Annotated in this window: 36 protein-coding genes; 35 read left to right on the top strand and 1 reads right to left on the bottom strand. The window is 68.9% G+C overall.

All coding sequences use genetic code 11. The annotated features are described in order from the left end of the window. Positions 1 to 38: 38 nt before the first annotated feature. The 16 genes from BR31_RS0107595 (at position 39) to BR31_RS0107520 (ending at position 8,771) form a co-directional block, all read left to right on the top strand. Complete coding sequence (locus BR31_RS0107595) at positions 39 to 224, top strand: hypothetical protein (RefSeq protein ID WP_027500431.1); 186 nt, start codon at positions 39 to 41, stop codon at positions 222 to 224. Next, positions 224 to 523 carry a hypothetical protein gene (locus BR31_RS0107590; protein WP_027500430.1) on the top strand — a complete coding sequence of 100 codons (300 nt, stop codon included), beginning with the start codon at positions 224 to 226 and terminating at the stop codon, positions 521 to 523. The genes BR31_RS0107595 and BR31_RS0107590 overlap by 1 nt, the downstream gene beginning before the upstream one ends. Next, positions 520 to 993, top strand: a complete 474-nt coding sequence (locus tag BR31_RS0107585) for an RNA methyltransferase (protein WP_027500429.1) — start codon at positions 520 to 522, stop codon at positions 991 to 993. Before BR31_RS0107590 ends, BR31_RS0107585 begins: the two co-directional genes overlap by 4 nt. Then, positions 990 to 1,112: a hypothetical protein gene (locus BR31_RS32375; RefSeq protein ID WP_269321313.1), complete on the top strand. Its 123-nt coding sequence runs from the start codon at positions 990 to 992 to the stop codon at positions 1,110 to 1,112. The genes BR31_RS0107585 and BR31_RS32375 overlap by 4 nt, the downstream gene beginning before the upstream one ends. Next, complete coding sequence (locus BR31_RS0107575) at positions 1,112 to 1,381, top strand: hypothetical protein (protein WP_156042396.1); 270 nt, start codon at positions 1,112 to 1,114, stop codon at positions 1,379 to 1,381. Before BR31_RS32375 ends, BR31_RS0107575 begins: the two co-directional genes overlap by 1 nt. Further along, positions 1,374 to 1,928, top strand: a complete 555-nt coding sequence (locus BR31_RS0107570) for a hypothetical protein (protein WP_027500427.1) — start codon at positions 1,374 to 1,376, stop codon at positions 1,926 to 1,928. Before BR31_RS0107575 ends, BR31_RS0107570 begins: the two co-directional genes overlap by 8 nt. Next, the gene (locus tag BR31_RS32115; RefSeq protein ID WP_231496403.1) at positions 1,925 to 2,224 is read left to right on the top strand and encodes a hypothetical protein; all 300 of its coding nucleotides are present in this window, start codon (positions 1,925 to 1,927) and stop codon (positions 2,222 to 2,224) included. The genes BR31_RS0107570 and BR31_RS32115 overlap by 4 nt, the downstream gene beginning before the upstream one ends. Continuing rightward, entirely contained in the window at positions 2,221 to 3,132 is a 912-nt protein-coding gene (locus BR31_RS0107560; RefSeq protein ID WP_027500425.1) for an ATP-binding protein, read from the top strand. Before BR31_RS32115 ends, BR31_RS0107560 begins: the two co-directional genes overlap by 4 nt. Further along, complete coding sequence (locus tag BR31_RS0107555; protein WP_027500424.1) at positions 3,132 to 4,577, top strand: DNA cytosine methyltransferase; 1,446 nt, start codon at positions 3,132 to 3,134, stop codon at positions 4,575 to 4,577. Before BR31_RS0107560 ends, BR31_RS0107555 begins: the two co-directional genes overlap by 1 nt. Then, positions 4,577 to 4,777, top strand: coding sequence for a hypothetical protein (locus tag BR31_RS0107550; protein WP_027500423.1), 201 nt, complete (start codon positions 4,577 to 4,579; stop codon positions 4,775 to 4,777). The genes BR31_RS0107555 and BR31_RS0107550 overlap by 1 nt, the downstream gene beginning before the upstream one ends. Beyond that, entirely contained in the window at positions 4,774 to 5,049 is a 276-nt protein-coding gene (locus tag BR31_RS0107545) for a hypothetical protein (RefSeq protein ID WP_027500422.1), read from the top strand. Before BR31_RS0107550 ends, BR31_RS0107545 begins: the two co-directional genes overlap by 4 nt. A 1-nt stretch (position 5,050) precedes the next feature. Next, positions 5,051 to 6,139, top strand: a complete 1,089-nt coding sequence (locus tag BR31_RS27820) for a DNA translocase FtsK (RefSeq protein WP_051637055.1) — start codon at positions 5,051 to 5,053, stop codon at positions 6,137 to 6,139. 48 nt (positions 6,140 to 6,187) lie between these two features. Next, positions 6,188 to 6,757, top strand: a complete 570-nt coding sequence (locus BR31_RS31425) for a helix-turn-helix domain-containing protein (protein ID WP_156042395.1) — start codon at positions 6,188 to 6,190, stop codon at positions 6,755 to 6,757. After that, entirely contained in the window at positions 6,757 to 7,254 is a 498-nt protein-coding gene (locus tag BR31_RS0107530) for a single-stranded DNA-binding protein (RefSeq protein WP_027500420.1), read from the top strand. The genes BR31_RS31425 and BR31_RS0107530 overlap by 1 nt, the downstream gene beginning before the upstream one ends. Before the next feature lie 28 nt (positions 7,255 to 7,282). Then, complete coding sequence (locus BR31_RS0107525) at positions 7,283 to 7,825, top strand: hypothetical protein (protein ID WP_156042394.1); 543 nt, start codon at positions 7,283 to 7,285, stop codon at positions 7,823 to 7,825. A gap of 160 nt (positions 7,826 to 7,985) precedes the next feature. Next, the gene (locus tag BR31_RS0107520) at positions 7,986 to 8,771 is read left to right on the top strand and encodes a hypothetical protein (RefSeq protein ID WP_027500418.1); all 786 of its coding nucleotides are present in this window, start codon (positions 7,986 to 7,988) and stop codon (positions 8,769 to 8,771) included. Positions 8,772 to 8,786: 15 nt separating this feature from the next. On the opposite strand, the gene BR31_RS30510 is transcribed toward BR31_RS0107520, so the two are convergent. Beyond that, complete coding sequence (locus BR31_RS30510) at positions 8,787 to 9,698, bottom strand: TIR domain-containing protein (protein ID WP_027500417.1); 912 nt, start codon at positions 9,696 to 9,698, stop codon at positions 8,787 to 8,789. A gap of 535 nt (positions 9,699 to 10,233) precedes the next feature. Between BR31_RS30510 and BR31_RS31420 the strand changes: the two genes are divergently transcribed. The 19 genes from BR31_RS31420 to BR31_RS0107420 all read left to right on the top strand — a co-directional run bounded on the left by BR31_RS31420 (position 10,234) and on the right by BR31_RS0107420 (position 26,644). Beyond that, the gene (locus BR31_RS31420; protein WP_156042393.1) at positions 10,234 to 10,410 is read left to right on the top strand and encodes a hypothetical protein; all 177 of its coding nucleotides are present in this window, start codon (positions 10,234 to 10,236) and stop codon (positions 10,408 to 10,410) included. A 454-nt stretch (positions 10,411 to 10,864) separates the two neighbouring features. Next, positions 10,865 to 11,191 carry a hypothetical protein gene (locus BR31_RS0107505; RefSeq protein ID WP_231496402.1) on the top strand — a complete coding sequence of 109 codons (327 nt, stop codon included), beginning with the start codon at positions 10,865 to 10,867 and terminating at the stop codon, positions 11,189 to 11,191. Continuing rightward, positions 11,172 to 12,695, top strand: a complete 1,524-nt coding sequence (locus BR31_RS0107500) for a hypothetical protein (RefSeq protein WP_027500415.1) — start codon at positions 11,172 to 11,174, stop codon at positions 12,693 to 12,695. The genes BR31_RS0107505 and BR31_RS0107500 overlap by 20 nt, the downstream gene beginning before the upstream one ends. Before the next feature lie 15 nt (positions 12,696 to 12,710). Then, on the top strand, positions 12,711 to 13,985 hold the full coding sequence (locus BR31_RS27810) for a phage portal protein family protein (RefSeq protein ID WP_051637054.1): 1,275 nt from the start codon (positions 12,711 to 12,713) through the stop codon (positions 13,983 to 13,985). A gap of 2 nt (positions 13,986 to 13,987) precedes the next feature. Further along, positions 13,988 to 15,448, top strand: coding sequence for a phage protease (locus BR31_RS30505; RefSeq protein WP_027500414.1), 1,461 nt, complete (start codon positions 13,988 to 13,990; stop codon positions 15,446 to 15,448). Further along, positions 15,448 to 15,885, top strand: a complete 438-nt coding sequence (locus BR31_RS0107485) for a hypothetical protein (protein ID WP_027500413.1) — start codon at positions 15,448 to 15,450, stop codon at positions 15,883 to 15,885. Before BR31_RS30505 ends, BR31_RS0107485 begins: the two co-directional genes overlap by 1 nt. 21 nt (positions 15,886 to 15,906) lie before the next feature. Continuing rightward, complete coding sequence (locus BR31_RS0107480; RefSeq protein ID WP_027500412.1) at positions 15,907 to 16,842, top strand: phage major capsid protein; 936 nt, start codon at positions 15,907 to 15,909, stop codon at positions 16,840 to 16,842. After that, positions 16,839 to 17,348 carry a hypothetical protein gene (locus BR31_RS0107475; RefSeq protein WP_027500411.1) on the top strand — a complete coding sequence of 170 codons (510 nt, stop codon included), beginning with the start codon at positions 16,839 to 16,841 and terminating at the stop codon, positions 17,346 to 17,348. The genes BR31_RS0107480 and BR31_RS0107475 overlap by 4 nt, the downstream gene beginning before the upstream one ends. A gap of 14 nt (positions 17,349 to 17,362) precedes the next feature. Continuing rightward, entirely contained in the window at positions 17,363 to 17,734 is a 372-nt protein-coding gene (locus tag BR31_RS0107470; protein ID WP_027500410.1) for a hypothetical protein, read from the top strand. Beyond that, the gene (locus BR31_RS0107465) at positions 17,734 to 18,075 is read left to right on the top strand and encodes a hypothetical protein (RefSeq protein ID WP_037175874.1); all 342 of its coding nucleotides are present in this window, start codon (positions 17,734 to 17,736) and stop codon (positions 18,073 to 18,075) included. Before BR31_RS0107470 ends, BR31_RS0107465 begins: the two co-directional genes overlap by 1 nt. Further along, positions 18,075 to 18,344, top strand: coding sequence for a hypothetical protein (locus BR31_RS0107460; protein WP_027500408.1), 270 nt, complete (start codon positions 18,075 to 18,077; stop codon positions 18,342 to 18,344). The genes BR31_RS0107465 and BR31_RS0107460 overlap by 1 nt, the downstream gene beginning before the upstream one ends. 4 nt (positions 18,345 to 18,348) lie before the next feature. Then, positions 18,349 to 18,615 carry a hypothetical protein gene (locus BR31_RS0107455; protein ID WP_027500407.1) on the top strand — a complete coding sequence of 89 codons (267 nt, stop codon included), beginning with the start codon at positions 18,349 to 18,351 and terminating at the stop codon, positions 18,613 to 18,615. Continuing rightward, complete coding sequence (locus BR31_RS0107450; RefSeq protein ID WP_027500406.1) at positions 18,612 to 18,989, top strand: hypothetical protein; 378 nt, start codon at positions 18,612 to 18,614, stop codon at positions 18,987 to 18,989. Before BR31_RS0107455 ends, BR31_RS0107450 begins: the two co-directional genes overlap by 4 nt. Positions 18,990 to 19,076: 87 nt before the next feature. After that, positions 19,077 to 19,643: a phage tail tube protein gene (locus BR31_RS0107445; RefSeq protein ID WP_027500405.1), complete on the top strand. Its 567-nt coding sequence runs from the start codon at positions 19,077 to 19,079 to the stop codon at positions 19,641 to 19,643. Positions 19,644 to 19,749: 106 nt separating this feature from the next. Continuing rightward, on the top strand, positions 19,750 to 20,103 hold the full coding sequence (locus tag BR31_RS30500) for a hypothetical protein (protein ID WP_051637053.1): 354 nt from the start codon (positions 19,750 to 19,752) through the stop codon (positions 20,101 to 20,103). A 71-nt stretch (positions 20,104 to 20,174) separates the two neighbouring features. Continuing rightward, on the top strand, positions 20,175 to 20,462 hold the full coding sequence (locus BR31_RS0107435; protein ID WP_027500404.1) for a hypothetical protein: 288 nt from the start codon (positions 20,175 to 20,177) through the stop codon (positions 20,460 to 20,462). Beyond that, positions 20,455 to 24,171, top strand: a complete 3,717-nt coding sequence (locus tag BR31_RS30495; protein ID WP_156042392.1) for a phage tail tape measure protein — start codon at positions 20,455 to 20,457, stop codon at positions 24,169 to 24,171. The genes BR31_RS0107435 and BR31_RS30495 overlap by 8 nt, the downstream gene beginning before the upstream one ends. Then, positions 24,171 to 25,058: a phage tail family protein gene (locus BR31_RS0107425; protein ID WP_156042391.1), complete on the top strand. Its 888-nt coding sequence runs from the start codon at positions 24,171 to 24,173 to the stop codon at positions 25,056 to 25,058. The genes BR31_RS30495 and BR31_RS0107425 overlap by 1 nt, the downstream gene beginning before the upstream one ends. Beyond that, on the top strand, positions 25,055 to 26,644 hold the full coding sequence (locus BR31_RS0107420) for a Gp37-like protein (protein WP_027500401.1): 1,590 nt from the start codon (positions 25,055 to 25,057) through the stop codon (positions 26,642 to 26,644). The genes BR31_RS0107425 and BR31_RS0107420 overlap by 4 nt, the downstream gene beginning before the upstream one ends.

Raw genomic sequence — 26,644 nt, 5'->3', positions numbered from 1 at the left:
TGCGCCGACCCACTGCACCCAAATTCAGGAGACCCACCGTGAAGAACACCATCACCGTCGAATCCATCTACGAGCGCGAAGGTCTCGCGCTCCCCCCGAAGCGCCGCGCCCAGCACCACCGCGGCGTACCGGTCGCGATCTTCATCGCCGCCGACTTCTCGGAGAAGTTCACCAAGCACGCGGAGCGCTCCGGCGTGCGCGCCGGATGGCTGGTGGCCGCGTGATGCGCACTGTGTCGATCCACATGCACCGCGATCCCGAGGAGGGCGTCACCCAGCGCGGCGGGGAGTTCGGCGGCGGCAACCTACTGCTCGGACTGTCCAGCACCGAGGGCGCGCCCGCCGACTTCAACGATCCCGACCAGTGGATCACCACCGGCGACCTGTTCGAGTTGATGGCCGAGACCGAGGTCGACACCGCACGGACGGCCGCCTTCTACCGCGGCTGGTACCCGGCCGTGATCGGGATCAACGGCATCGCGACCGTCCTCATGCCCGTCGATCGGATCGAGGTGGCAGCGTGACCGGGTTCTTCGGCGTCGCCGTCTACCACCCCAAGCACGAGGTCAACGTCGGCACGCTGTGGCGGTCCGCCTTCACCTACAACGCGTCGCTGCTCGCCACCATCGGCGCCCGCTACGAGCCGCAGGCATCCGACACCTGCAAGACGCCGCTGTCGGTGCCGCTGCACCACTACGACGACATCGACGACCTGATCCGCCATGTGCCGCACCGGTGCCCGATCGTCGGCGTCGAGCTCGACGCGCGCGCCGTGCCGCTGACCGACTTCGTGCACCCGGACCGAGCGATGTACCTGCTCGGCGCCGAGGACCACGGGCTGCCCGAGCGAGTGCTCGACCTGTGCCACTACGTCGTGCAGATCCCGACGCCGGCCGACTGGTCGCTGAACGTCTCGGTGGCCGGGTCGATCTTGATGCACGACCGGGTCGCGAAGTCGGCCGCTCTACGCATCGCGGCGGGGGTGGTCGCGTGAACGCCTTCGAGTACTGGCAATGGCTCAAGGTGCACCTGCTGTCCGCCGAGATGCTGTGGATGTACGCCACCGGCGGAACGTTCGGCGCTGCCTTCTATTTCGCGGCCGGGGGTGCGTGATGAGCGAGTTCATCGACGGCCACAACAAGACCGTGATCACGGTCGAGAACGGCCGCCTGTTCATCGACGGCTACCGGCGCGGCACCCGCGACCCCGAGGAGTGGCTGCCCGCCTACCGGGCGTCGCACCCGGTCGACGACATCCGCGAGGACATCGAAGACCTGACCGCCGACCCGGGCACCGACGACGGCGCCGTGGACCGCGCCTACGACCAGCTCCGCGACCACCACCTCATCAATGACCAGAACTTCGGGAGTGACCATGACTGACCAGAAGACCACCGCGCTGCACCTGATCGCGCTCGGCCAGCTGCAGAAGATGATCAAGGCCGAGACCGACGGGCGCCGCGGCGCGCTGCACAGCGGCATGGACGAGGGCGACCGCATCACCGTCCACGTCGAGATCGACGGCGAGAAGGTGAAGCTCGGCGCCGTCATCAAGACCGACCCGACCACCGAACTCGCTGTCGTCGACCGCCTGGCACACGAGGCGTGGGCACTCGAGAACATGGGCGAGAACCACGTCACCGAGTACCAGTTCGGTGACTCGGCCGCGGTCGCCGAGGTGCTGCGCGAGCACGCACCGCACCTGGTCACCGAGGTCCGCAGGCCGTCGCCTCAGTGGCTCAACGAGGTGCTCGTGCTCGCCGGCCGCGGCGAAGGCCCCGTCCCGGACGGTGTCGAGCCGGTGACGGGCACCTCAGTCCTGCAGGTGCGCCCGAATGCGGCCACCGTGCCGACCACGATCCCCGAGCTGTGGCGGCGCGACCTGCTCGACCTCGGCGAGCTCCTCGCGATCGAGGACGGTGGCGCGTGAACGAGTCTCCCCGCGCGCCACTGTCCGGGTCGTGGTCGATGCCCGACACCCTCACTGGGCTCGCCGCGCCGCCGCGACGGCCGACCGGCGTCTACATCCGCCGCACCCGCCCCGGCCGGGTTCACCCGCAGTACATCGACTGCAGCGTCCTCCCCGCTGGGCGCGACGCCGACGGGACGTACTGGTGGGTCCCGGTCCCGGTCGTCGACACGTGGATCGACCCCAAGACCGACCGAATCCTGTACGACCACCTGCCGCCCGACTCGGGCATTCAAGGAATGGAGGTTTCCCCGTGATCGCATTCGAGCCCGCAACGAAGGACGAAGCGAAAGCCCGCATCGCGCTGTGCGGTCCGCCCGGGTCCGGCAAGACGTACACCGGCCTCGCGCTCGCGTTCGGCCTCGGGAAGCGCGTCGTCGTCGTCGACACCGAGCGCGGCACCGCGTCGAAGTACGTCGGTGTCAACGGATGGCAGTTCGACCGCCACAACGCGGTCCGCTACTCGCCTGCCTCGCTGGTCGAGATCCTCGGCTCCGCGGCCGGGCAGTCGTACGACGTGCTGCTCCTCGACTCGTGGTCGCACTACTGGGAGGGCGTCGACGGGATGCTCGAGCAGGTCGACCAGCGCGCCAAGAGCGGCAACAGCTTCTCTGGCTGGAAGGAGGCCCGGCCCGACGAGCGCCGCATGATCGACGCGCTGCTCGCGTACCCCGGGCACGTGATCGTCACGATGCGGTCCAAGGTCGAGTACGTCGTCGAGGTAGACGAGCGCGGGAAGAAGGTGCCGCGCAAGGTCGGGCTGAAACCGATCCAGCGCGACGGCATCGAGTACGAGTTCGACATCGTCGGTGACCTCGACCTCGGCAACACACTGACTGTCAGCAAGACGCGGATGCCGACGCTCGCGCACGCCGTCATCGACGAGCCGGGTTTGGCCCTCGCCGAGCAGGTCCGCGAGTGGCTCGAGGACGGCGTCGAGCGCCCGACCGTCGCCGAGTGCCGGGACCGCGTGCTGGCTGACGACCACACGGCCGCGTCGATGCTCGCCTTGCACCGCGAGCTCGAGGGGCAGCTGATGCTCGGCGCGCCGACGACCAACGCCGAGGGCGAGCCGACGACGCTGCGCGACCTCGTCATGGTGCGCGGTCTAGCGCTGCGCGACGCGGAGAAGGCCGCGGCCGCGCCAGCTGAGGGCGGTGCCTGATGCTGACAATGACCGATCTCTTCTGTGGCGCTGGCGGATCCAGCACCGGCGCCACCGCCGTGCCCGGCGTCTCGGTGCGGATGGCCGCGAACCACTGGCCGCTGGCGATCGAGACCCACAACACCAACCACCCGAACACCGACCACGCGTGTGCCGACATCTCGCAGGTCGACCCGCGGCTGTTCCCGACCACTGACATCCTCTGGGCGTCGCCCGAGTGCACCAACCACTCGCAGGCCAAGGGGCGCAAGCGGAACGCCGACGCCACGCCGGACCTGTTCGGCGAGGTGCTGCCCGACACGGCGGCCGAACGGTCCCGGGCGACGATGTGGGACGTACCGCGGTTCGCCGAGCGGCACCAGTACGCGGCGATCATCACCGAGAACGTGGTCGACGCCGCGAAGTGGATCATGTTCCCGTCCTGGCTCGACGCGATGGATCGCCTCGGCTACGACCACCACATCGTCTACCTGAACTCGATGCACGCGAAGGCGGCCGGCGACCCGGCGCCGCAGTCCCGGGACCGCATGTACGTGGTGTTCTGGCGCAAGGGGAACCGCACGCCGGACCTCGAGCGCTGGACCCGACCGCGCGCCTACTGCCCCTCGTGCGACGAGGTCGTGACCGCGATGCAGGCCTGGAAGAAGCCGACCCGCTGGGGCCGGTACCGCGCCCAGTACGTGTGGCGCTGCCCGAAGGTCGCGTGCCGCAACGGGATCGTCGAGCCGGGCTGGCTGCCCGCGGCGGCCGCGATCGACTGGTCACTGCGCGGCGAGCGGATCGGCGGCCGCGCGAAGCCGCTCGCGCCGAAGACGATGGCGCGCATCGAGGCCGGGCTCGCGAAGTTCGCGGGCCCGTTCACTGCCGAGGTCGCGGGGAACACCTTCGAGCGGCGCCCGGGCGTGCGGACCTGGTCCACCGACGACGTGCTCAAGACGCTGCACACGACGCCGTCCAAGGCGCTGCTCGTCCCGGTCGAGGGCCGCGACGGCAAGGAGGCGCGCACCGCGGGCGAGTCGCTGCGCACCATGACCACCCGGAACGAGACCGCGTTCGTGGTGCCGCTGCGCGCGAACAACACCCCGAAGTCCGTCGGCGACCCGTTCGACACCTTCGCGGCCGCAGGGCTGCACCACGCGATGGTCACGCGCCACAACGGCAGCCGCGGCGACGGCGCCGAGATGTCGACGCCGATCGGCGAGGAGCTACGCACGCTCACCACGACCGGCGGCCAGTCACTCACCACATGGGAGCAGCCGAAGGTCGAAGACTGCCTGTTCCGGATGCTCGAGCCCCACGAGATCGCGGCCGGTATGGCGTTCACCCCGGGATACAAGATCCTCGGCAACAAGCGCGAGCAGGTCCGGCAGGCCGGAAACGCGGTCTGCCCGCCCAACGCCCGCGACCTCGTCGCCGCGGTCGCCGAGTCCCTGGCGGTGGCCTGATGGCCATCACCCTCGCCCAGGCCCGCGACAACCGCGGCGAACTGGTCGCCTACCGCAGCCCCGCCACCCGCGAGATCACCGAGCACGGCCGGATCGCGGGGGTGGCGGGCCGAATGGTGCTCGTGCGCTACAGGTCCAGCCCCGACCCGATCCCCACCCACCCCGACAACCTCGATCTGAGAACGGAGCAGACGCGATGACCACCCGAGCAAGGTTCTGCACCTCCTGCGAGGCGCCGATCTTCTTCGCGACCACCCCGGGCGACGAACAGATGCCCGTCGAAGTCGAGCCCCGCGCCGACGGGAACGTGCACGTCACGTTCTCGGACCCGCCGACCGCCCGCGTCGTTGGCCGCGGCCAGGCCGAGGGCATGCGCGCCGCCGGAATCCAGCTCTACCGCAGCCACTTCGCGAGCTGCCCGAAGGCGAACCAGCACCGCCACAACCCGCGCACCACGAGAAAGGGCCGCTGACATGGCCATCACGATCGGAACGAAGGCGCTCGTCGACCTGCTCACCGACCTCGTCGCAACCGCGTCCGACGTCCGCGGCGTGCACCTGCGCACCGTGCGCGGCCCGGACGGCGACGAGCCCGGCGACACCACCCTGCTCGTCGGAACCTCGACGAACGGCGCCGTGCTCGGCCACACCTGGACCCAGTGCACGGGCGAGCTACCGCCGATGATCTGGCCGACCGCGAGCTGCGACCTCGTGATCGGCGCGCTCAAGCGGCTCGGCAAGGGCGACAAGCTCCACGCGGTCGACGTCTCCCTCGACGGCGACACAGTGACCGTGGTCGAGACGGCGACGCTGTTCGACGACGGCGCCCGCGTCGAGTTCCAGGTCGGCGACCTCGAGCCGTGGCCGGGCGACCGGCTATGGCGGATCCTCGCCGGCCCGCCGTTGCCGACCCCGCGCGATGAGCGGGGCGACGACCTGCCCTCGACGCCGCGGACCACGTGGGCGCCGGGCGCTCTCGCGACGCTGCTGCAGATCGCGACCCGCCGCAAGGAGGCTCTGCACCTGTTCGAGACGCACTCGAACCAGATTCACCGCGCCCAGATCGGGGAGCGGTGGGTCGGGGCGGTCGCTCCGCTGAGGGCGTGGGATCACGACGACCCGGAACAGCCGAACACCGATGTGCACCTCGAGCGGCCGGACGAGCTCGACCTGTCCTGGCTAGCCGAGTACCGGGGTGGCGTGTTCGTCGGCGCCCCGGTGTTTCCGGACGAGAAGAAGGCCGCCAAGTCCGAGCCGGTCGAGCAGCCGCCGCTCGACCCGACCATGGATGCGCCGCCGGCCGCCGAGTCGCGCGACCTGGTGGCCGCGGCCGCCGAGCTGGTCGTCGCCGCTCGGCTCGGATCGGGGTCGATGCTGCAGCGCAAGTTGAACATCGGGTTCGCCCGCGCGCAGGAGCTGCTCGACGACCTCGCCGCGCTCGGGATCGTCGACTCGGGTGCTGGCGGTGTGTCCCGCGCCCGGGAGGTTCTCGTCGATGAGGCCGCTATGCGGGCCCGGCTCGCCGCCCGAGAGGGCCGACCAGGCGAGCACGACAGCGAGTGATGTTGAGGTCAGGCCCAATCGGGGCGAGAAGGAAGGAGGTGCGGCGGCGTGGCGTGGCAGTTGGTGAAGGAAGTGCTCGACGGCGCGCCGCCGCAGCTCGGCCCGTCAGAGCGTCTCGTGCTCGTCGCGCTCGCCGAGTGGGCGGACGTCGATCAGCGGGTGTGCTGGCGGACCTCGGGCGAACTGGCCGCCCGGGTGGGTGTCTCCGAGGACGGTCTGCGGAAGGTTCTGCAGCGCCTCGCGAAGTGCAATCTCGACCCGCGTCTGCCGATCTCGTTCGCCGCGTCGGGATCTCCCGTGTTCGCTCACAAGGGGCGCGCGACGACGTTCCGCGTCCCGTTCATGACGGCATGGACTGACCCGAAAGGCGGGACCGAGGTACCGCCTTTGAATGATCCACAGGCTGTTAGCAATTCATCCACAGGCGGGACGGGAGTACCGGCTTTGTTCGATGCAAAGGCGGTACTCCCGTCCGCAAAGGCGGTACCCCAGTACCTCAAAGGCGGTACTCCAGTACCGCCCAGTCCTTCCGAAACCAATAGAAACCAATCCCTTCCGCGCGAGCAGGGTCCGAGTTATCCACAGCCGCGGGACATCACAGCGAAGGAAGCAATCTGATGGCAGGCGACACCACACTCACGATCATCGGCAATCTGACGGCCGATCCGGAGCTCCGTTTCACCCCGGCCGGGGCCGCGGTCGCGAACTTCACGGTCGCGTCGACCCCGCGGTCGTTCGACAAGAACGCCAACGAGTGGAAGGACGGGGCCGCGCTGTTCATGCGCTGCAACGCGTGGCGTGAGATGGCCGAGAACATCGCTGAGTCCCTCACCCGCGGGTCCCGCGTCATCGTGTCGGGTCGGCTGAAACAGCGGTCGTACGAGACGCGTGAGGGCGAGAAGCGCACCGTCATGGAGTTGGAGGTCGACGAGATCGGCCCCTCGCTCAAGTACGCCACCGCGAAGGTCAACAAGGCCCAGCGCTCCGGCGGCGGCAGCGGCGGCGGGTACGCGGGCAACCAGGACCGCGGAAGCCGCGGCCAGGCAGATGACCCGTGGGGCAGTGCCCCGCAGTCCGGTGGGTTCGGCGGCAGCAACGACGAACCCCCGTTCTGACCCGCCCAGCCGATACCAGGAGACCGACATGCCAAACCCCACACTTACCGTGCTCGGCGTCGACCCGGGCGGCCGCTCGACCGGCCTGTGCCTGATCGACGGCCGAGACGTCATCGCCCACCGCACCGTCGAGAACGCCGCCGAGAAGATGCTGCCGATCGCGCAGCCCTACATCGCCGACGTGCTCAACGCGATCGCCGAGATGTACCCCAGCCCCAACGACAGCCAGATGCACTACTCGCTGCCCGTGCTCGCCGTCGAAGACGTGGTGCGGCCGAGCTGGCACATGAAGGGCCGCGCCGCCGTCGACCCCTCCGCACTCCTCGCCACCGCCGCGGTGCTCGGCGCGGTCCTCGCGTTCGACCCGCACGCCCATCCGGTGCAGGTGCGGCCGAGCCGCAACGGATCCCGCCCACTCGGCGAGTACCCGGCCACGCTCGTCTCCGCGGCCGAACGGCGCGGAGACGGCTGGCAGCACCGCATCGGCAGCGGCCAGCTCCGCCACGCCCGCAGCGCCTACGACGTCGCACTCGCCGGCGCCGCCCAACACCTGAACGGAGCGATCAAATGACCGACACCCCCAAGCCCACGCGCATGCCGTCGCCGATCCCACCCGGCCAGTGCTGGACCCGAAGCGGCCGCCACACCTCGTCGTCCGGCCCGGGCCCCGTCCGTTGTCGGAACTGCGGCGCGAAACTCGACGCCCCCACCCTCCCGAAGGCGGCCGACCGATGATCACCGACACCGACCACTTCTACCTCGACCGCTCCGCCCGCAGCCTGCTCTCGACCCGCCTCGGTGAGATCCGCGACTGGCTCGTCGACGAACTCGACAACGCCATCACGCGGCAGACCGCGTTCGGCAGCGGCCAGGCCACCCGGCACGGCCAGAACGACGACCCGGCCGACGTGTTCGACCTCAACGCATCCGACGTCGCTCACGACCTTTTCGGTACCCTCCGCGCGTGGACCTACCACGTGTGCACAGAGCGGCAGCTGCCGTGGCCGGGCGAAGGCCGCGCCTCACACTTCGCCGGATGGCTCGACGGACACCTCATCGACCTCGCCCTCACAGAGCAGGCCCCAACCGCCGTCGACGAGATCACCGACGCATGGAAGCGCGCCAAGTCTGCCATCGACACCCCCGGCGGCCGAGAGTTCGCCGGACCCTGCCAGAGCCCCGCCCAGCCCACCGTCACCTGCGCTGGCGTCTACGTTCGCCGCGGCACCGACACCTACACCTGCCGCGCCTGCGGCATCGCTTGCGACATCCCCGCGATGAAATCCAAGCTGCACGACGGATTGCTCGAGCGCGCCTACACCGCACGCGAACTCGCGACCGCACTGTCCGTTGAGGTCGGCGACACCGTGCCGTATGAGCGGGTGCGGAACTGGATTCGCCGGGGCAAGCTCGAGGCCGTCGACGACGACCCCGGCACAGGCGCCACCACGTACAGCCTCGCGGCCGCGCTCACTCTCTACAACGCCACACCCCGACGTAGCAGGATGACCGGATGACCGCCGTCGAGGGCCCTACTGCGTCGCGAACTTGACCCCGATCCCCAGCTCCGCCAGGTCGTTCTCCACAGCCCCCAGCTTGGTGACGTACTCATGACTCATCTCGACCGCAGGCAAAGAGACCTTCGCCCGGACTCCCCCGTCTCCGGTGCGCACGAACACAAGGCCGGTGTACTCGATCCCGTAATGCTTCAGAGTCGCTTCGACGTGGGTACGGGCCCGAGCAGACTGCTGTGCAAACAGCTCTTTCGGCGTCGAATCGGCGACGGGATCAGCGACCGGTTCCTGGGGCCTGGTAAACCGCGGGCGGGGCGCTCTCACATGCCGTTCCAGCCCGTCCACCTTGTCGAGGAGTTCTTTGAGCAGGGCGGTGTCAGTCACCTCTGGCGCAGGGGGTTGTACCCCTGCAAGCTTCATCGCCTCCGTGATAGCGGACTCGAAATCTGGCCATGACCACTCGAATCGTGTCTCGACCATGGGCCAGTTGGTCCCGGCGACATCGCTTACGGCCTTGAGGAGTTCGCGGACGCTTTCTTTGTCGACCGCGCGTTCGGCACCGGCTTCCTCCGTCTCGGGCTTCCTAGTCAGCATGATGCCCTGGAACTGACGAATGGGGCCCTCGATCTGGTAGAAGGAGTCGAAGTTGACCAGCACCGGGACCACGCGGGAGGTCCGGCCTTCGAACCGTTTGGACAATGCGCCGGCCTCGAAGTTCAGCCAGGTACTGTGCTGGTTTTCGGTGGTGACGACAATGATGCCGAACTCGCTGTTGTTGAGGCGGTCCTCGATCACCTGCAGCGCTCTGGTGCCTGCCTGGATGTCAGTGTCGGACATCCAGGGGTCCACTCGGTCGAGCATCTGGGGAAGCCAGTCACGGATCACGCGTGTGACCTCTCGCGCGAAGTCGCCCGACCAGCTGGTGAACACTTTCAAATCGCCGTCTGCCGTGCGGGGGAGCGTACAGCCGCAATCGCTCAGACCAGGCTCAGCCGAGGCGATCGCCGCCGCCTACTCCGATCACCCCGACTACCAGCAGGCGTGGCGTCAACCAACGGACTGACCAAGCCCGGATGCTAGGCTGGCGCCGGCAGGAGCGAGAGTTGTACCCACAACTCCGCTCCTTTCGGCATTCTTGCCCACCATCCACCCCACGCCCTGCGCTGAGCCGCCCAGCACCCCGCACACCCGGGTGCGGAGCCTCGCGCACCGCGAGGGGAGCCCCAGGCCGCTCGCCAGCGCCGGGGCGGCCCGGTCACCCTTCCTCGCGCTCACGGCGCGGGTGACCGGGCTCCGAACCTCCCCCACCCCAGGGGATCAGACTTCGCCCACGTCAACGTCACCCTGGCACACGAAGCCCAACACCTGGCTTACGGAACGTGCGACCGGGACCGAAGCGCCCCCCACGACCCCACCGTTCGGGTGAGGTGCAGCTGCGCAGGCGAACCCAACCTCAGGAGGTCACATGGACCCACTCGTCCGATGGATCACCGGCATCACCGGCCAGGTGCTCCGCGAGATCGCCGACGCCATCGACAGCCGCGGCCCGGCCACCACCGAACAGCCGGTCGTCGTGCACATCGCACATCTGACCATCAACGAAGCGCCGACGCGGAAGCTGTTCGGGCGCAACCCCACGTAGATGGCCGGCAACACCACTGCGAAGGGCCTCGGGTGGGAACACCAGAAGCAACGCGACCGACTACTCCGCGCGCACACCGACGGCACGCTGTGCTGGTGGTGCGACCAACAGATGTACCGCGACGCTGCCCGCAACTGGGACGAGCGACCACTAGCCGCCGACCACTCACTCGCACGAGCACACGGCGGCACCAAGGCTGACCGACTACTCCACTCGACCTGCAACAACCAGCGCGGAGACGGCGCGAGAGACCACCTACGCCCCGCGGCCACAGGCCAACCCGTCGAGGACGCAAAGACCGCGCACGAGGCCCTCGGGACCCGCGCAATGCCCTGGCCATGACCCACCCCCAATATTCCTGAGGGGGTGGGGTCCCTGACTGCCATTCCGGTAGTCAGGAGTTTTTTTACAGGGGGCCGGAAACGCTACGAGCAATCGCGGGGAGGTGGCCCCAGTGACAGAGACATTCGGCGCCGCCGGGACGCGGCTGCATGAGGCACTCACCGACGACGGGGATTCGTTCGCGATCGGCGTGCTGGTCATCGAGGCCAGCCGGATCGCTGACCGTCTTGCCGAACTCGAGCGTGTCCTGTCGGGCGACAACGAGCTCTGGATGCGGCTGACGGCTGGGCGCGACGGCGTGCTCGAGGTCCGGGTCGATTCGCCGCTGCAGGAGGCCCGGCAGCAGGCGAGCGTGCTGCGGCAGTTGATCGCGGAGGTTCGCAGGCAGAAGGGTTTGGCCGGACCGGAGCAGGGCCCCGATGGTCTCGACGATCTGTGACGATTTCCCCACGCTGACCGGCCGCCAGGAGCCCCACCACCTTTCGGTATTCGACGGCGACGCCACGCACGGTGAGAAAGCCGTCGAACTGGGGCGACGAGCCGGGTCGATCGCGATGCCGTGGCAGGTCGATGCCCAGCACGCGATCCTGTCGAAGACGCCGGCCGGTCGCTGGACCCACCCCACGTGCTGCCTGATCTGCCCGCGACAGAATGGCAAGTCGGAGATCCTGATTCAGCGGTGCCTGTACGGGCTGTTCAAGCTCGACGAGACGATCATCTACACGGCGCAGCGGTGGAAGACCGCTCGCGACGCGTGGCGCCGGATGAGGTCCCTGATCAAGGGCCGCCCCTGGCTGGAGAAGCGTGTCGTCAAGGCGAACTGCTCGCAGGGCGAGGGAATCATCGAACTCGCGTCCGGCGCGGTGATTTCGTTCGGCACCCGCTCGAACGACACCGGCCGCGGCCTGACGGACGTCGACCTGATCGTCTACGACGAGTCGTACAACCTCACCGACGGCGAGCTGGCGGCGATGGCCTTCGTGCAGATGGCTGCGACGAACCCGCAACGGATCTTCGCGTCCAGCGCAGTGAACCAGGAACAGCACGCGAACGGCGAGGTCCTCGCATCGGTCCGCGTGCGCGGGCTCGCGCGAGAACCGAAGCTGTACTTCGCCGAGTACATGGCGCCCGAGGAGATGCCGCGCGACGCCGAGGAGACCTGGCGCTACGCCAACCCGTCCTACGGGGTGATCCAGACCGCCGACAAGATCCTCGACATCATGAACAACCTGGCGACCCCGGCGGGCCGCAAGGGATTCGACGTCGAGGCGCTAGGTCGCGGAGACTGGCCCGTCCTGAAAACCGAGACCGAGCTGTTCTCGGTGATCAAGCAAGACCACTGGGAAGCGACGACCGACGTCGCGCCGCAGCTCGTCGGACCGATCGGGATCGGCATCGACCGCACCATGGATCGAAAGTGGTGGATCCTCGCCGCGGCACAACGCACGACCGCCGGCCGGATCCATGTCGAAATCGGCTACTACCGCGCAACGTCGCAATCCGAATTCATCGACTACACCGTCGATCTCGTGACGCTGTGGGATCCATGCGCGTTGGCCATCAACAAGAAGTCGCCGGCCAATGTGCTCGAGGCGCCGCTACTCGACGCACTGATCGAGCCCGTCATGACGTCGGCGCCGCAGATGGTCACCGCGTGCGGCGACTTCCTCGACGCCACCGTCGACGGATCGCTCAGCCACACCGGGCAGCCGATCCTGACGGAGGCGGTGGCCGGCGCGGTGAAGCGGACACTGCCGGCCGGCGACTGGGCGTGGAGCGTTCACGACAACCTCGCGGCGCTCATCGCCGCGACGCTCGCGAGATGGGCGCTGGTCACTTACGGCGCGGCCGCGATCACCGCACCGGCGGCCGCGCCGGTCGCGGGCACGCGCGACCAACAGGACTACGACGACAGTTTCGACGCGCTGACTGCCGCGTTCTAGAGACAGGGGTGAGCTATGGCCGACACCAACCACGCTGCACCCACCGCGGAGATCGGCTACGTCAACGGCAGCGCTGACGGCTGGCTGCAGTGGGACGACGACGAGCGCGTGCCCGAACTGCAGTGGCCGCAGGCGGTGCACACGTATTCGCGGATGCTCAAGGAGGACGGCCGGGTCTCGTCCGTGATCCAGGCGATCGGCCTGCCGATCCGGCGCACCGCGTGGCGCATCGACCCGAACGGGGCCCGCGACGAGGTCACCGCCTTCGTCGCCGACAACCTCGGTTTGCCGATCGCCTCGGCTGAGCCCGTGGGTCGCCCACGATCGAAAGGCCGGTTCTCCTGGGGTCAACACCTGCAGGCGGCACTGCTGATGCTGCCCTACGGGCACAGCTATTTCGAGCAGCGCTATCGCGTCGTCGGCGAGGGCCGCACAGCAAGGTTCCACCTGCACAAGCTCGCGCCGCGGCCGCAGAAGACGATCGCCAAGATCACCGTCGCGCTCGACGGCGGGCTCGAGTCGATCACGCAGAATCCGCCAGCTCGGGCCGGGACGGTGGTCGCCGGTATCGAGGAACGCGAGATTCCGGTGTCGCGCCTCGTGGCCTACGTCCGTGACCCCGAGCCCGGAGTATGGACCGGAAGTTCGCTGCTCCGTCCGGCCTACAAGCACTGGCTGCTCAAGGACGAGATGATGCGGATTCAGGCCGCCACCGCTCGGCGGAACGGCATGGGTATCCCGGTCGGCACCGCGGCAAACGAGGGCGACCAGGTCGAGGTCAATCAGATGCAGAAACTCGCGTCGGGCCTGCGCGGCGGCATGGCCTCGGGCGTTGGACTGGCCAAGGGTCAAGAGCTCGCACTGCTCGGCGTGCAGGGAAACCTGCCCGACATGCAGCAGTCGATCGAGTACCACGACAAGCAGATCGCGCTCGCCGGTCTCGCGCACTTCCTGAACCTCGACCGCGGCGGAAGCTACTCCCTCGCTTCGGTGCTCAATGACACGTTCGTGCAGTCCGTGCAGACATTCGCCGAGTCGATCAGCGACATCGCGAACGCGCACATCGTAGAGGACCTCGTCGACATCAATTTCAGACCGGACGAGCCAGCACCGCGGATCGTGTTCGACGAGATCGGATCTCGCCAGGATGCGACCGCGGCGGCGCTCGCCATGCTCGTGCAGGCCGGACTGCTCGAGCCCGACGAGGCCCTCAAGATCAGCGTCCGTCAGATGATCGGCGTCCCCGCCGCGCGGCCCGACCCGCCAGCTGCCGAGGAAGGAGTCGCGTGAGCATGACGGACACTGAACCACCCCTCCCCGTCCCAGCGGCACCGCCGCTCTCACACCTGCCGAATGTCGAGCTGATGCACGCCGGAACGTGGTCGGCGAGCACCGGCGTCCACACGTTCACCGCCGACGACTTCGCGTACGCGGTCGCTGCGCTGGACTGTCCCGCGGTGCGGCGGCCGATCATCAAGCTCGGCCACACCGACCCGCGATTCGACGGCGAGCCCGCCGTCGGGTGGATCGACAACCTCGCGGCCGTGAGCGAAGGCCGCGCGCTCAAGGGTGACCTCGTCGGTATGCCGGGCTGGCTTGCCACCCCGGACGCGAACGGGCACACCGTGATCGCGTCCGCGTTCCCCGACCGGTCGATCGAGGGCCGCTGGAACAGCACGTGCGCGCTCGGCCACGTGCACCCGTTCGTCCTGACCGGTCTCGCGTTGCTCGGTGTCGAGCATCCCGCGATCGGCACTCTCGAGTCCCTGCAGGACGTCGGCGTCATGTACGGCGTCGTCGCTGCCAGTAGCGAGCACAGCGGGATCGCTGTCTCCGTCCAGATGAAGGGGTCAGCAATGCCCAATCCGAACCCGACAACCGTCGCGGCTGGCGTCACCACTGAGGACGTCCGCCGCGCCTACTACGACGAAGCGCCCTGGTCGGTGTGGATCGAGGAGATGCAGCTCGAGCCGCTCGAGCTGATCGTGCTCGACGACTCGACCGGCCAGCGTTCGCGTGTTCCGATCACTGTCTCGGGCGATGGCACCGATGGCGTCATGTTCGGTGACGCGGTCCCGGTCGTAGTCCGGTACGAGGACGTCCCCGCCGACCCCGCGGCAGATGCGGCGGTCGCAGCGTCTGCCGCTCACACCATTCGGTACGCCAGCCGTACCGAGTCCCGCCTCGGCGTCGCGCCGACGGCATCCACCACAACCCGAGTCGCTGCGGCGGCCGGGACACCCGAAGGAGGTTCTGCCGTGGAACTCACCGACGAGCAGATCACCGCCCTCCGCGAGGCTCTCGGTCTCGCTGAGGACGCCGACGCCGCCGCGATCGTGACGGCCGTCGAGGAGCTCGCCACCGCGCCCGACGCCGCCGCTGGCGCTGGCGCTGGCACCGCGGCCGCCGCGTCGCGTCTGCCCGACGGCGTCGTCGTCATCGAGCGCGACGTGCTCGCTTCGCTCGAAACCCGTGCGTCCCGTGGCGATGCCGCAGCCGCGCGGCAGGAGCGTGAAGACCGCGAACGCGCCGTCGACGCCGCACTCGGCCGCGGAGCGATCACCCCGGCCCGCCGCGATCACTGGCTGACCCTGATGTCAGCCGACCCCGAGGGCACCACCGCCCTGCTCGAGGGCCTGCCGTCCGAGCTGGCTGTGCCGCTCGCCGAGGTCGGTCACGGCCAGGGCGATGACGTTTCCGCCTCTGCGGCCGCCGTCCGCGAGTCCGCCGTCTACCAGAACTGGAGCCTGTAATGAGCGCCATTCCCCAGGTCACCAAGGCCGGTCCGAAGTCGTTCACCCCCGCGGAGCTGATCCTCGGCGGCCAGCTGGTCGAGGCGCGAGCCGCGAGCCGGATCGGCGTCGCCGCGGCCGGAAGCACGAAGGTGCTCGGCGTCGCGCTGACCGACGCGCAGAACCCCGACACGTTCACCGGTGAGCCGGTGCTCGTCAACGGCCGCCCGGTGCTCAACGCCGCGGTGCTGCCCGGCGTTGTCGCTGTCGCGTACGGCGGGATCGAAACGCCCGTCGTCTACGCCGCGGCCGCGGTGTTCGGCGACCGCCTGATCGCCGCGGCAGGCGGCAAGGTCACACCCGCCGGCGCCACCCCCGACGCTCGCACGATCGTCGGTATCTGCACCGCCCCGACCGGAGTTGCGGCCAACGCCACCGGTCTCATGCGGACCCTCTGAGCTCACCCGAAAGGACAACAGATGACTACCAGCGTGCTGAGCATCAGCGACGGCCCCGCGATCACCGTGTCGCAGCTCGTCGGCAATCCGATGATGATTCCGACGAAGATCATGGACCTGCTCAAGAACAAGTTCATCTCCGAGACGCTGCTGCGCAACGCCGGATCCAACGGCAGCAGCCTCGTCGGATACAGCGAGTCCACCCCGCTGTACCTCGGCAGCGACGTCGAGGAAATCGCCGAGTTCTCCGAGATCCCCGTCGGCGCCGGCCAGGTTGGCACCCCGCGGATCGCCGTCGCCGTCAAGAAGGGCAAGGGCGTTCGCGTCTCCCGTGAGATGAAGGACGAGAACCGCGTCGACGACGTGAACCGTCAGATCACGCAGCTGACGAACACCATGATCCGGGCGGACGAGCGCGCACTGCGCGCGCTGCTGATGAACCCCGCAATCCCGTCCATCGCCGCGTCGGCTGCGTGGAACACCGCGAACGGCAAGCCGCGCCACGACATCGCCAACGCGATGGAGGTCGTCGGCTCGGCCTCGCGCACCGGCGTCCAGGATGACGACGAGGCGTACGGGTTCGAGCCCGACACCGTCGCCCTGCCGTCCTCCATCGCGCCCGTGCTCATGGACAACGACGATTTCCTCAAGGTGTACACCGATTCGCTCGCCCCCGAGTCGATCGCGTACACCGGCCGTCTACCGAAGGACGTCCTCGGCATGGCCGCGCTCAGCTCACGGGCGTGGGCCAAGGACCGCGTGCTGGTCATCCAGCGCGGAGTCGCCGGCTTCTACAGCGACACCCGGCGCCTCGAGTCCACCGGGCTCTACGCCGAGGGCAACGGCCCCAACGGCGGCCCGACCGAGTCGTGGCGCTCGGACACCACCCGCAAGCGCGCGATGGGCCTCGACGAGCCGCTCGCCGCCTGCTGGATCACCGGGGTGACCACACCGTGACCGCACACGAAGCCGTACACGAAGCAACCGCCGGCGAATACCTGCTCGTCGCACTGCAATGGGACCAGATCACCTCAAAGCCCGGTCAACCCACGGACTTCCGCCGGTTTCGCCGCGGCGACGTTGTCGAGCTCACCGCGGCCGAGGCGCAGCGCCTGCTCAAGGCGGGCGCCGTCCGGCACATCGTGCAGCCCGAGGTCGGGCCCGACGAGATCGTCGTCGACCCCGGCGACGATGGTGCCGACGACGATCAGCGCGGCAGCACCCCTGACGAGGGCGACGGCAGTCAGGGCGGCATCCCGGCGGGCGGTGTCGAGGGCACCGCCGGCGACGACAACGCGCCGCCCGCGTCGGCGGCCGCACAGATGACGCGCCCGGCCAACGTCGCGCCGAAGCCCGTGTGGGTCGACTACGCCGTCGCCAACGGCATCGACCGCGCGGCGGCCGAGGACATGACGAAGGCCGAGATCGACGCGGAAGTCACCTCCCGCATCGGTCAGGCCTGACGGGAAGGGGCGCCATGGCACACGCGGACCACTCCGAAGTCGCTGGACAGTGGCGCCCCCTCTCGCCTGTCGAGCAGACCCGCGCAACCGCGCTGCTCGAGATGGCCGAGATCCTGATCCGCCGGAATGTCCCGGCGGATCAGGTGGCCAGCACCGAAGGGCAGAAGATCGCCAAGCAGGTTTCGGTCGAGATGGTGATCGACGCGCTCACGCCCGGCATCCACCGCGGCAAGTCGTCGTACGCGATGACCGTCGGAGGGATCGCTGACTCGGCGACTCTCCTCAACCCTGCCGCGACGATCGTGTTCTCGGAGGCACAGCGCGCACTGTTCGGCATCGCCACGCGCGCCGAACCGCGCTGGTACTTCGGTGACGGGGAGGTCTGATGTACACCGAGACCATCGTCATCCTGCGGGCACCGACCATCACCGACCGCTACAACAGCACCATCGCGGACTGGGCGAACGCAGCCGAGATCGACGTTCCGTTCCTCGTCTCGGTGCAGCCTGCCGGGTCCACCGAAGGTGGCGCCCGCCCGGTCACCGTCACCACGAACTGGCGGATCTTCACCCCGGCCGGAACGGATCTCGACCTGCTCTCGACCGACCGCGTGAAGTGGGCCGCCCGCACGCTCGAGGTCGTCGGCGACATCGGCCGCTGGCCGCATCCGATCGTGCCGGGCGCGGTGCACCACGTCGAGGTCGAGGTGCAGAAGGTGTCGGGCTAATGGCGCGGCTACCGAAGGGCGTGTTCGAGCAGGTGATGGCGAACCGTCTCGTGCAGCAGCGGATCCGCGAGGTCGCCAGCCGCAAGGCGGCGGCCGCGCGCCGGATCACCGAGGACGAGGGCGGATCCGCCGAGATCACCGTGCACTCCGGGGTTCGGCCGAAGGGCCGCGCCTACACCAACATCCAATCCAGCAGCGGTGCCGAGGAATACGGCACCGCGGAGACCACGCGGCGCCGAGCTCTCGGCCGGGCCGTGCGAGAGGGGTAGACCCATGCGCAAGATCACGTACGCGAACATGCGGGATTCGAGCCTGAACGGCACCACCGCCCGCGTGTCGGACGAGGAGGCCGCGCGCCTGGTGCAGTCCGGGCAGGCCCGGTACGAGACCGCCGACACGGTCGCATCGCAGACGGCCACGACCGCCGAGCTGGCACCCACGACCAGCGGCACCGAGTCGGCCGACGATACGGCGACCGGTGCCGACACCGCGGCCGACGAGGCGCCGGCCAGCGGACGCGGGCGCGGCACCAAGCCGTGACGCACCGCGACGTCGAGGCGATGCTGTGCGCGCACCTACCGGCCGCGCTCAGCATCCGCACTGTCGTCGAGCTCCCCCCGCGATTCGATGAGTCGCTGCCGATCATCCTGATTCAGCGGCTCCCCAGTCCTGCCACGAACCGGCCGTTCAACGGGCTGCCACTCACCGACTCGGCCGATCTCGACATCGAGTTGTACGAGACGACGATCGAGCGGATCCGCGACCTCGCCGCGCTGGTGCGCGACGAGCTGCTCGCCTGGCAGCCCGGCGGCGTGAGCGTGTCCGAGAAGGCCGCGTTCGCCAAGCGCCCCGACTACAACCCGGGCGTGCGCAAGTTCGGCGGCGTGTACACCGCGCTGGTGACACGCACCTAGGCCCACCACCACCCCACCACTGACAGCACCCCGCCCGCACCGCGCGGCGCCGGGGCGCTTCCGCATGCCCATGAAAGGGGCACCGTAATGACGAATTACGACAACGCACTCGTGCGCCTGGGCGTAACCGGCGCGCTCCGGGTCGCACCGTTCGGCAGCACCGCACCCATCGGGATGGCCGCCTACGCGGCGCCATGGGTGGACACCGGCTACATCAGCGACGAGGGCATCACCGAGAACCGCGAGACCGACACCACCCCGTTCACGCCCTGGCAGGCGAACGGCCCGGTCCGGGTCGCCACCACGAGCGAGATCATCACGTTCGAGACCGTCCTGTGGTCGACCAGCTTCGACACCATCAGCCTCTACTTCAAGACGCTGCGGGCGGCCATGACCGAGACCGCCGGCGTGGTCGAGTTCGTCGATGGCGACATCAAGCCGCAGGACCGCCGCGCGTTCGGAATCGACGTGATCGACGGCGTGTACGCCCGCCGCGCGATCGTCCCGAACGGTGAGGTCACCGAACGCCAGGGCTTGACCTACAAGAAGGACGAGCTGATCGGGATGGGCATCACCATCACCGCGTACCCGGGCGCCGAGGGCTGGTCAGTCAAGCGGTTCTTCAAGGAGGGCTGGGCCCTCCCGACCCCGTAACCCAGGGTCTCTCAGACGGCGACGGCGCGGGCGGCTCTGGTGGGTCTACGCCCGCGCCGTCGCCTTTCCAGTACCCACCGCAGGCCCACCAGATTGGTTGCAACTCATGGCTATCGACATCGACCTCGACGCGATCCTCGCCAAGCGCGAGGAGGTCACCGGATCCAAGGACCGGTTCACGTTCACCTTCGCCGGCCAGACCTGGTCGGCGATCGACCCGATCGTCGCCGACGACGACTGGAAGGACGAGCTCGCCGAGTGCGAGAGCGACCCCGACGTCGCTGAGCACTACCTCGGCACCGAGCAGTACGAGCAGTTCCTCGCCGCGGGCGGCCGCGCCGGGTACCTCGTGCTCGCCGTCCGCCAGTTCATGGAGGAGGCGACCGCTGAGACGGACGCGGGCCCTACACGGTCCTCTCGGTCCTCGGCTCGGCGCCAGAAGCGATCGAAGCGGCGCTGATCGCCGAGTACCACAAGGACTACGTCGCGGAGTTCTGGCGTCGCAAGATCACGCTGCGCCAGCTCCGCGTCTTGGTCGAACACCTGCCACCGGGCAGCGCGCTGCACCGCGTCCAGAACGAAGGCCACCAGTGGACCAACGTCGAGGCGCTGCTGTGGTCGATCGCCCACAAGCTCGACTGGCTCGACCAACGCATCGTGTGGTCGCGGCGCGTGAAGCCGAAATGGCCGAAGTGGCGGGTGTTCCCGTGGACGCGGGACGCCGTGAAGATCGGTGATCTCGGTGAAGCCACGCCCGAGCAGGCGCTCGCCTATCTCAAGTCCCAGAGTCCCCCGAAGGTGGTGAGTGACGTTGGCTGACGAAGACGTCGTGTGGGTTCCGGTACTGCCGTCGATGGACAAGTTCGGCGCCGCCTTCCTCAAGGGCGCCGGGGGTGTTGGCCGGTCCGCTGGTCAGCAGATCAGTCGAGACCTGTCCGACGGCATCGCGTCGGGCAAAGCCTCGGTGGAGAAGGCGACGGACGTGCTGGCGAAGGCGACCGACAAGGTCGCCGACGCCGCCGGGCGGGCCCGCGTCGCTGAGGCCCAGTATCAGGCGCTGCTCAACAAGGGCGTCACCGATGCTGGGCGGCTGGCGGCGGCGAAGGAGAAGGTCGCGGCGGCGCAGCGCAAGGAGATCGCGGCGCTGCGCGACGCGGACAAGGCGACCAGCGCGCTCGCCACCGCGCAGGAGCGCGCCGCCGCCGCCACCGATGAGGTCGCCGCGTCGACGACCCGCGCGGGTGGCGGGTTCAAGTCGATGTTCGCTGGCCTCGACACCGGTGCGAAGAAGCTCGCCGCGTTCACGGCGGGCGCTGCCGGGGTGGCGGGAGCCGCGGACCTGATCGGCAAGTCGATGAGCCGCGAGGCGGACATCTCCAAGATGAACGCCGCGATGGGCGCGACCGGCGCCATCGCCAAGGAGCACGGCGACGCCGCCGGAAAGCTGTACGCGGCCGGGCTCGGCGCGTCGATGTCGGACGTCACCCGCGCCGTCGACGTCGTCGGATCCTCGTTCGACACCCTCGGATTCGAAGGTGAGGCGTCCCTCGAGCAGGCCACCTCGCGGGCGATGAACTTCTCGAAGGTCTTCGACACCGACATCGCCTCGTCGGTGCAGACCGCCTCGCAGCTCGTGCAGGACGGCCTCGCGAAGGACTCGACCGAGGCGTTCGACCTGATGACCAAGAGCTTCCAATCGGTGCCCGCCGCGATGCGCGACGAGCTGCCCGAGATCCTGCAGGAGTACGGCACGAACTTCCGGGCCCTCGGGTTCGAGGGTCCGGAGACGTTCAACCTGCTCGCCTCGGCGGCGGAGAAGGGCAAGTTCGCGCTCGACAAGACCGGCGACGCATTGAAGGAATTCACGATCCGCGGCTCCGACATGTCGAAGACGTCGGTCGACGCCTACAAGCTCGCCGGTGTCGGCGCGGAGGACATGGCCGCGAAGATCGCCCAGGGCGGCGACGCGGCGCAGCAGGCGCTGCAGCAGACCGCGACCGGGCTGCTCAGCATCGAGGACCCGGTCGAGCGGTCCAACGCGGCGATCGCGCTGTTCGGCACGCCGCTCGAGGATCTGTCGGTCGACCAGATCCCCCAGTTCCTGTCGGCGCTCACCGGCGCCGACAACATCATGGGCGACTTCGCCGGGTCCACCGACCGCATGGGCGAGACCCTCAACGACAACGCGCTCTCGAAGATGGAGACCTTCAAGCGCGGACTCGAGTCGAAGGTCGTCGGCGTGCTCGGTGACGACGTGCTGCCGATGCTCGGCGAGTTCTCCACCGCGCTCAAGGGCAACGAGGGATCGCTGCTCGGCGCGCTCGCCGCGACGACCGGATTCGGTGGCGCGTTCGCCGGGCTCGAGCAGGCCAAGAGCGTGCTCGGCTCCGTCCGCGATGGCGTCGGCAGCGTCCGCGACGGGCTCGTCTCCACGAAGGACACCGCCGTCGCCACATGGTCGAAGGTCAGCGACGCCGGATCTTGGGTTGCCACGCAGGCGAAGGCGACCGGATCGTTCGTCGCGACGTCCGCGTCGGCCACCACCGAGGCGGCGAAGACGTCCGCGTCATGGGTCGGCTCGCAGGCGAAGGCCGGCGCAGGATGGGCTGCCACGCAGGCCAAGGCCGCGGGCTCGTTCGTCGCGACCTCGGCGTCCGCGACGGTCGAGGCTGTGAAGTCGTCGGCCGCGTGGGTCGCATCGAACACCCGGACCGCGGTGTCCTTCGTCGCGACGAAGGGCGCGATGGCTGCGACGACGATCGCGACCGGTGCGATGACCGCGGCGCAGTGGCTGCTGAATGCGGCCCTGAACGCGAACCCGATCGGTCTGATCATCGTCGCGATCACCGCGCTCGTCGCCGCGGTCGTGCTCGCGTACAAGAAGAGCGAGACCTTCCGGAACATCGTCCAGGGGGCCTGGCAAGGCATCCAAGCGGCGGTGTCGTTCGCCTGGGACAACGTGCTGCGGCCCGCGCTCGAGAGCTTCACCGGGTTCCTCGTCGGGGTCGGCGAGAAGGCAACGTGGCTGTACAACAACGCGATCAAGCCAGCGTTCGACGGGATCAGCTCGACCGTGTCGTGGGTCTACGACAACGTGCTCTCGCCGATCCTCGGCAAGGCGGGCGACGCCTTCTCCGGACTGGGCGCAGCGGCCGGCGGTGTCGCCGACGCGATCCGCGGCTCGTTCTCCGGAATCGTCGACATCCTCAAGGCGCCGATCCGCATGATCGGCCAGCTGCTCGCAGCATTGCCCGACAAGATCGGTCCGTTCTCCGTCCCTGGTGTCAGCTCGCTCAAGTCGTGGGGGCAGACCCTGCAGGCGCTGCGCTCCGGTGGCCCGGTCGCCGGCCGCCGCGCGAACGGCCTTCTGTTCGGCCCGGGTACCGGAACATCCGACTCGGTGGTCGGGCTCGATGCCGCAGGTGTGCCGACCGCTCGTGTGTCGGCTGGCGAATGGGTCACCCCAGAGCACGCCGTCAACGCGAAGACCATCCCCTTCCTCGAGGCGCTGCGCAACGGGTGGGTGCCGTCGGCGGACTTCCTGCGCGCGATGGTCGCCGGGGACCTGGTCGCACGGCTCCCCGGCCGTGCTGAGGGTGGCCGTATCGACGAGGCGATGGCCTACGCGCACAGCATGGATCCGACCCCGTACCTGATGGGCGGGTTCGGTCCGGGCGGTATCGACTGCTCGGCGTTCGTGGCCGCTGTGGTGAACACCGCGATGGGGCTGGATCCGTACGACTCGCGGATGAGCACGGTCAACGAGGGTGACTGGCTGACCGCCAAGGGCGCTCAGATCGGCCGCGGCGGTGACGGTGACCTTCGGATCGGCTGGTACGACAACGGCGGTGGCGCCTACGGGCACACGGCCGGGACGTTCCCGGACGGGACGAACTTTGAATCGAACGGGTCCGACGGTGTGATCATCGGCGGCCCGACCGGTTGGGACGATCCGATGTTCACCGATCACGCGTTCTTCCCGGGCTCGATGTTCCTCGGCGGTGACCCGGGTCTCGACGGGAACATCTTCGGCGGCGAGGGCGGCACGGGCGGCGGGACCGCGATCGGGACCAACACCAGCCCGTCGACGAGTGGCGGCACCACCTCTCCGATCGGCACTGCGACGTCGCCGAGCACATCGGGCGGCACCACGTCACCGAGCACGGCCATGCCGTCGTCGACGTCGAGCGGGGTGGAGTCGCTGACGCTCAAGGACCAGATCGGTAAGACCGCAGCGGGTTTCGCGACCGAGACGACGGGCGACGTGCTCGAGTTCTTCGGCCTCGGGAAGCTGATGGATCTGCCGATCATGCCGGTGTCACAACCGGCGCCGGAGATCGCTCCGAATGCCACCGGTGGACCGGGTCAGAACGAGCCAGCCCCGCCGCCTGCGGCGCCCCCGCAGGGCCCGCTGGTGTGGATCGAAAACCTGATGGCTCGAGACGACGAGGACGCGGCCAACGCGATGGGCCGCGAGGCTCGCCGCCTCGTACGTTCCGACGCGCTTCTCGGCGGATGGGGGGACTGATGCGCGACTACGGGCTCATCCCCGGCGCGGCGACGATCGTCCAGTACGTCTCGCCGGACGGGGTCGTGTTGACCCTGTCCGGCGGGCTGATGGCTGGCATCCAGGGTTTCGTGCTCGGCGACGGCCCCGAGGGGCTGGGCTCGGCTGAGGCGAAGGCGATCTTCGATGGCGCCGCCCGCCAGATCGGCGAGGACTACGTCGATTCCACCTACGAGCACGGCACCATCGACATCCCGATCCACGTGTTCGGCGACACGGTCGACGAGTTCCGTCGACGCCGCGAATGGCTGCGCACGCTGATCCCGCGCGAGCGGCAGGGGTGGCTGTGCGGCTACACCTCGGCGACCGGGTGGCGAATGATCGCCACGCGCCGCGGGTCGATCAAACCGGCGTACACGCGCGACCCGGCGGGCGCGCGAGGCGCGACATTCGACGTGCTGCTCTACGCCGACAACCCGCTCGCCCGCGCCGCCAACCACGTGCCCCGCGAGTGGGTCAACATCACGGGCGCCAGCACCAGCAGCGGATCAATGGGCCTCTACCCCGGCCCGGAAGTCCCCGCGTGGCCGGCGTTCATCTTCACCGGGCCCGGCGAGCTGCACCTGCACTACGACACCGTCGAGGCCGCCCCGGTCGACGTGGCGATCCCGTACCTCGAGCCGAACGAGGTAGTGCAGATCGACACCGAGTACGGGGCGCAGTCCCTGCGGGCGAAGAACCGGCACACCGGTGCGCGTCGGAACCTGTGGCCCCTGATGAAGGGGCAGCAGTTCCACGCCCCCGTCGGCCCGAACCGGGTCACCCGCGTCGCGTTCACCGTCAAGCGCGCCAGCGCGGCGACTCGACTGTGGGCGACGGTCGCGCAGCGACAGGAGGGACTGTTGTGAGCCGCGAGGCGTACGCGGAGTTTCAGCACGAGGCCGAGCAGGACCGCCGCACCTACGCGCACCCGCGGGCGCGGGTGAGGTTCCTGTACAAAGACCTTCGGCTGTTCGGCCCGTGCGGCGACTTCCGTGAGCTCAAGTTCTCCGACAAGAACAACGCGGCCGGCGGGCTGTCGATGAAGCTGCCCGACACCGAACACTGGCGGGAGTACTTCTACGGCCAGCCCAAGGGCGCGATGCGGCCGATCGTGGTCGACCTGCCGGGCGGGTACCGCACCCTGTGGTTCACAGTGACGTTCGGGCGGATCCGCGAGGGCCGCAAATGGTGGATCCAGGTCGAGGCCGTGCACGCGCTCGAGCACTTCAACTGGATTCGGATCTGGCCGCTGTGGTGGTCGCTGCCCGAGCTGCAGCCGAAGGAGCACATCGGTATCGGCGGCTCGGTGACCGTGCTCAAGGAGGCGCTGCAGGGCAACCTGTTCCGGCTCCAAGGGTCGCTGTGGTCGATCCCCACCGGCGACCTGTTCAAGCCGTCCACGTGGAACCTCGCCCGCAACGCGTTGTGGCCGATGATGGTCAACCCCCGCCGCATGGGGTTCCGAGACGCTTCGAAGTGGACGACGATCGCGTGCCGCATGGACGCGTTCATGGACATTGCCCAGGACGTGTGCAAGTCCGAGAACATCAGCATGACCGTCGACATCGTGTTCCCCGACGAGGATCCGCAACCTTTCCCCGAGCTCTACCACCTCGACCGGCCGACGATCATCTTCGACTTCGTCGAGAAGGGATCGCGGTTCGCGTTCAGCGGCACGATCGTCGACGGCTTCCTGCGGACCGTGCACGAGATGGTCGAGGACGCCCTCGCCTGGATCACCTACCCGATCCTCGGCGACAAGGGCTGGGAGGCGTACCAGCAGAAGAAGGAAGGCACCCTTCGCGGGCTGCCGATCGCTGTGTACCGGACCGGGAAGTGGTCGACCACGAACCGGGTCGAGCAGACCACGCACATCCCGATGGCCTCGCGGGTCACCGGCGGTGGGAAGTCACCCGGCTGGATCAACGACCTCGTCGTCAACGCCGGCAACGCGATCACCGGGTGGATCGGTCTCGCGATCGGGTTCCCGGGCCTGCAGCTGGGCGTGCTGACCGACCAGCTGCGCAACACCGTGATGGCGTTCCACTCGCAGGAGGATCTCGCCCGCGCGAACGAGGCCGGACCGACACGCTTCAAGGAGGCGTTCGTCGAGTCGCAGGGAACCGGGCTCTCGCTCAACACCTTCGCGGCGATGCAGGCCAAGCACCACGAGGTGCGCGGCTACACCTCGCAGTCGATCGACGTCAGCAACGGCGCTCCCTACTTCGTCGGGCGTGACGTCAACAAGGGCGACCCGATCGGCTACGAGCTGCCCGACGGCACCGTGCACGTCGATCACATCGAGTCGATCGACTACGAGGAGACCCCGACCACGCGGCGGCTGAGCCTGCAGATCGGCTCAGGCGAAGCCGAGCGGGAGCCCGGAGCGATCGCGCTCGGCAAGTTCCGCAAGCTCGCGAGCACCATCACGCGGGTCGCGCTCGGCGGCTGA

It is taken from the genome of Rhodococcus sp. UNC363MFTsu5.1, from assembly GCF_000686785.1.
In the GTDB taxonomy this organism is placed as follows: Bacteria; Actinomycetota; Actinomycetes; order Mycobacteriales; family Mycobacteriaceae; genus Rhodococcus_G; species Rhodococcus_G maanshanensis.
Note: the sequence above shows the minus strand (reverse complement) of the source record. Positions and strands in the feature narration are given on the sequence as shown.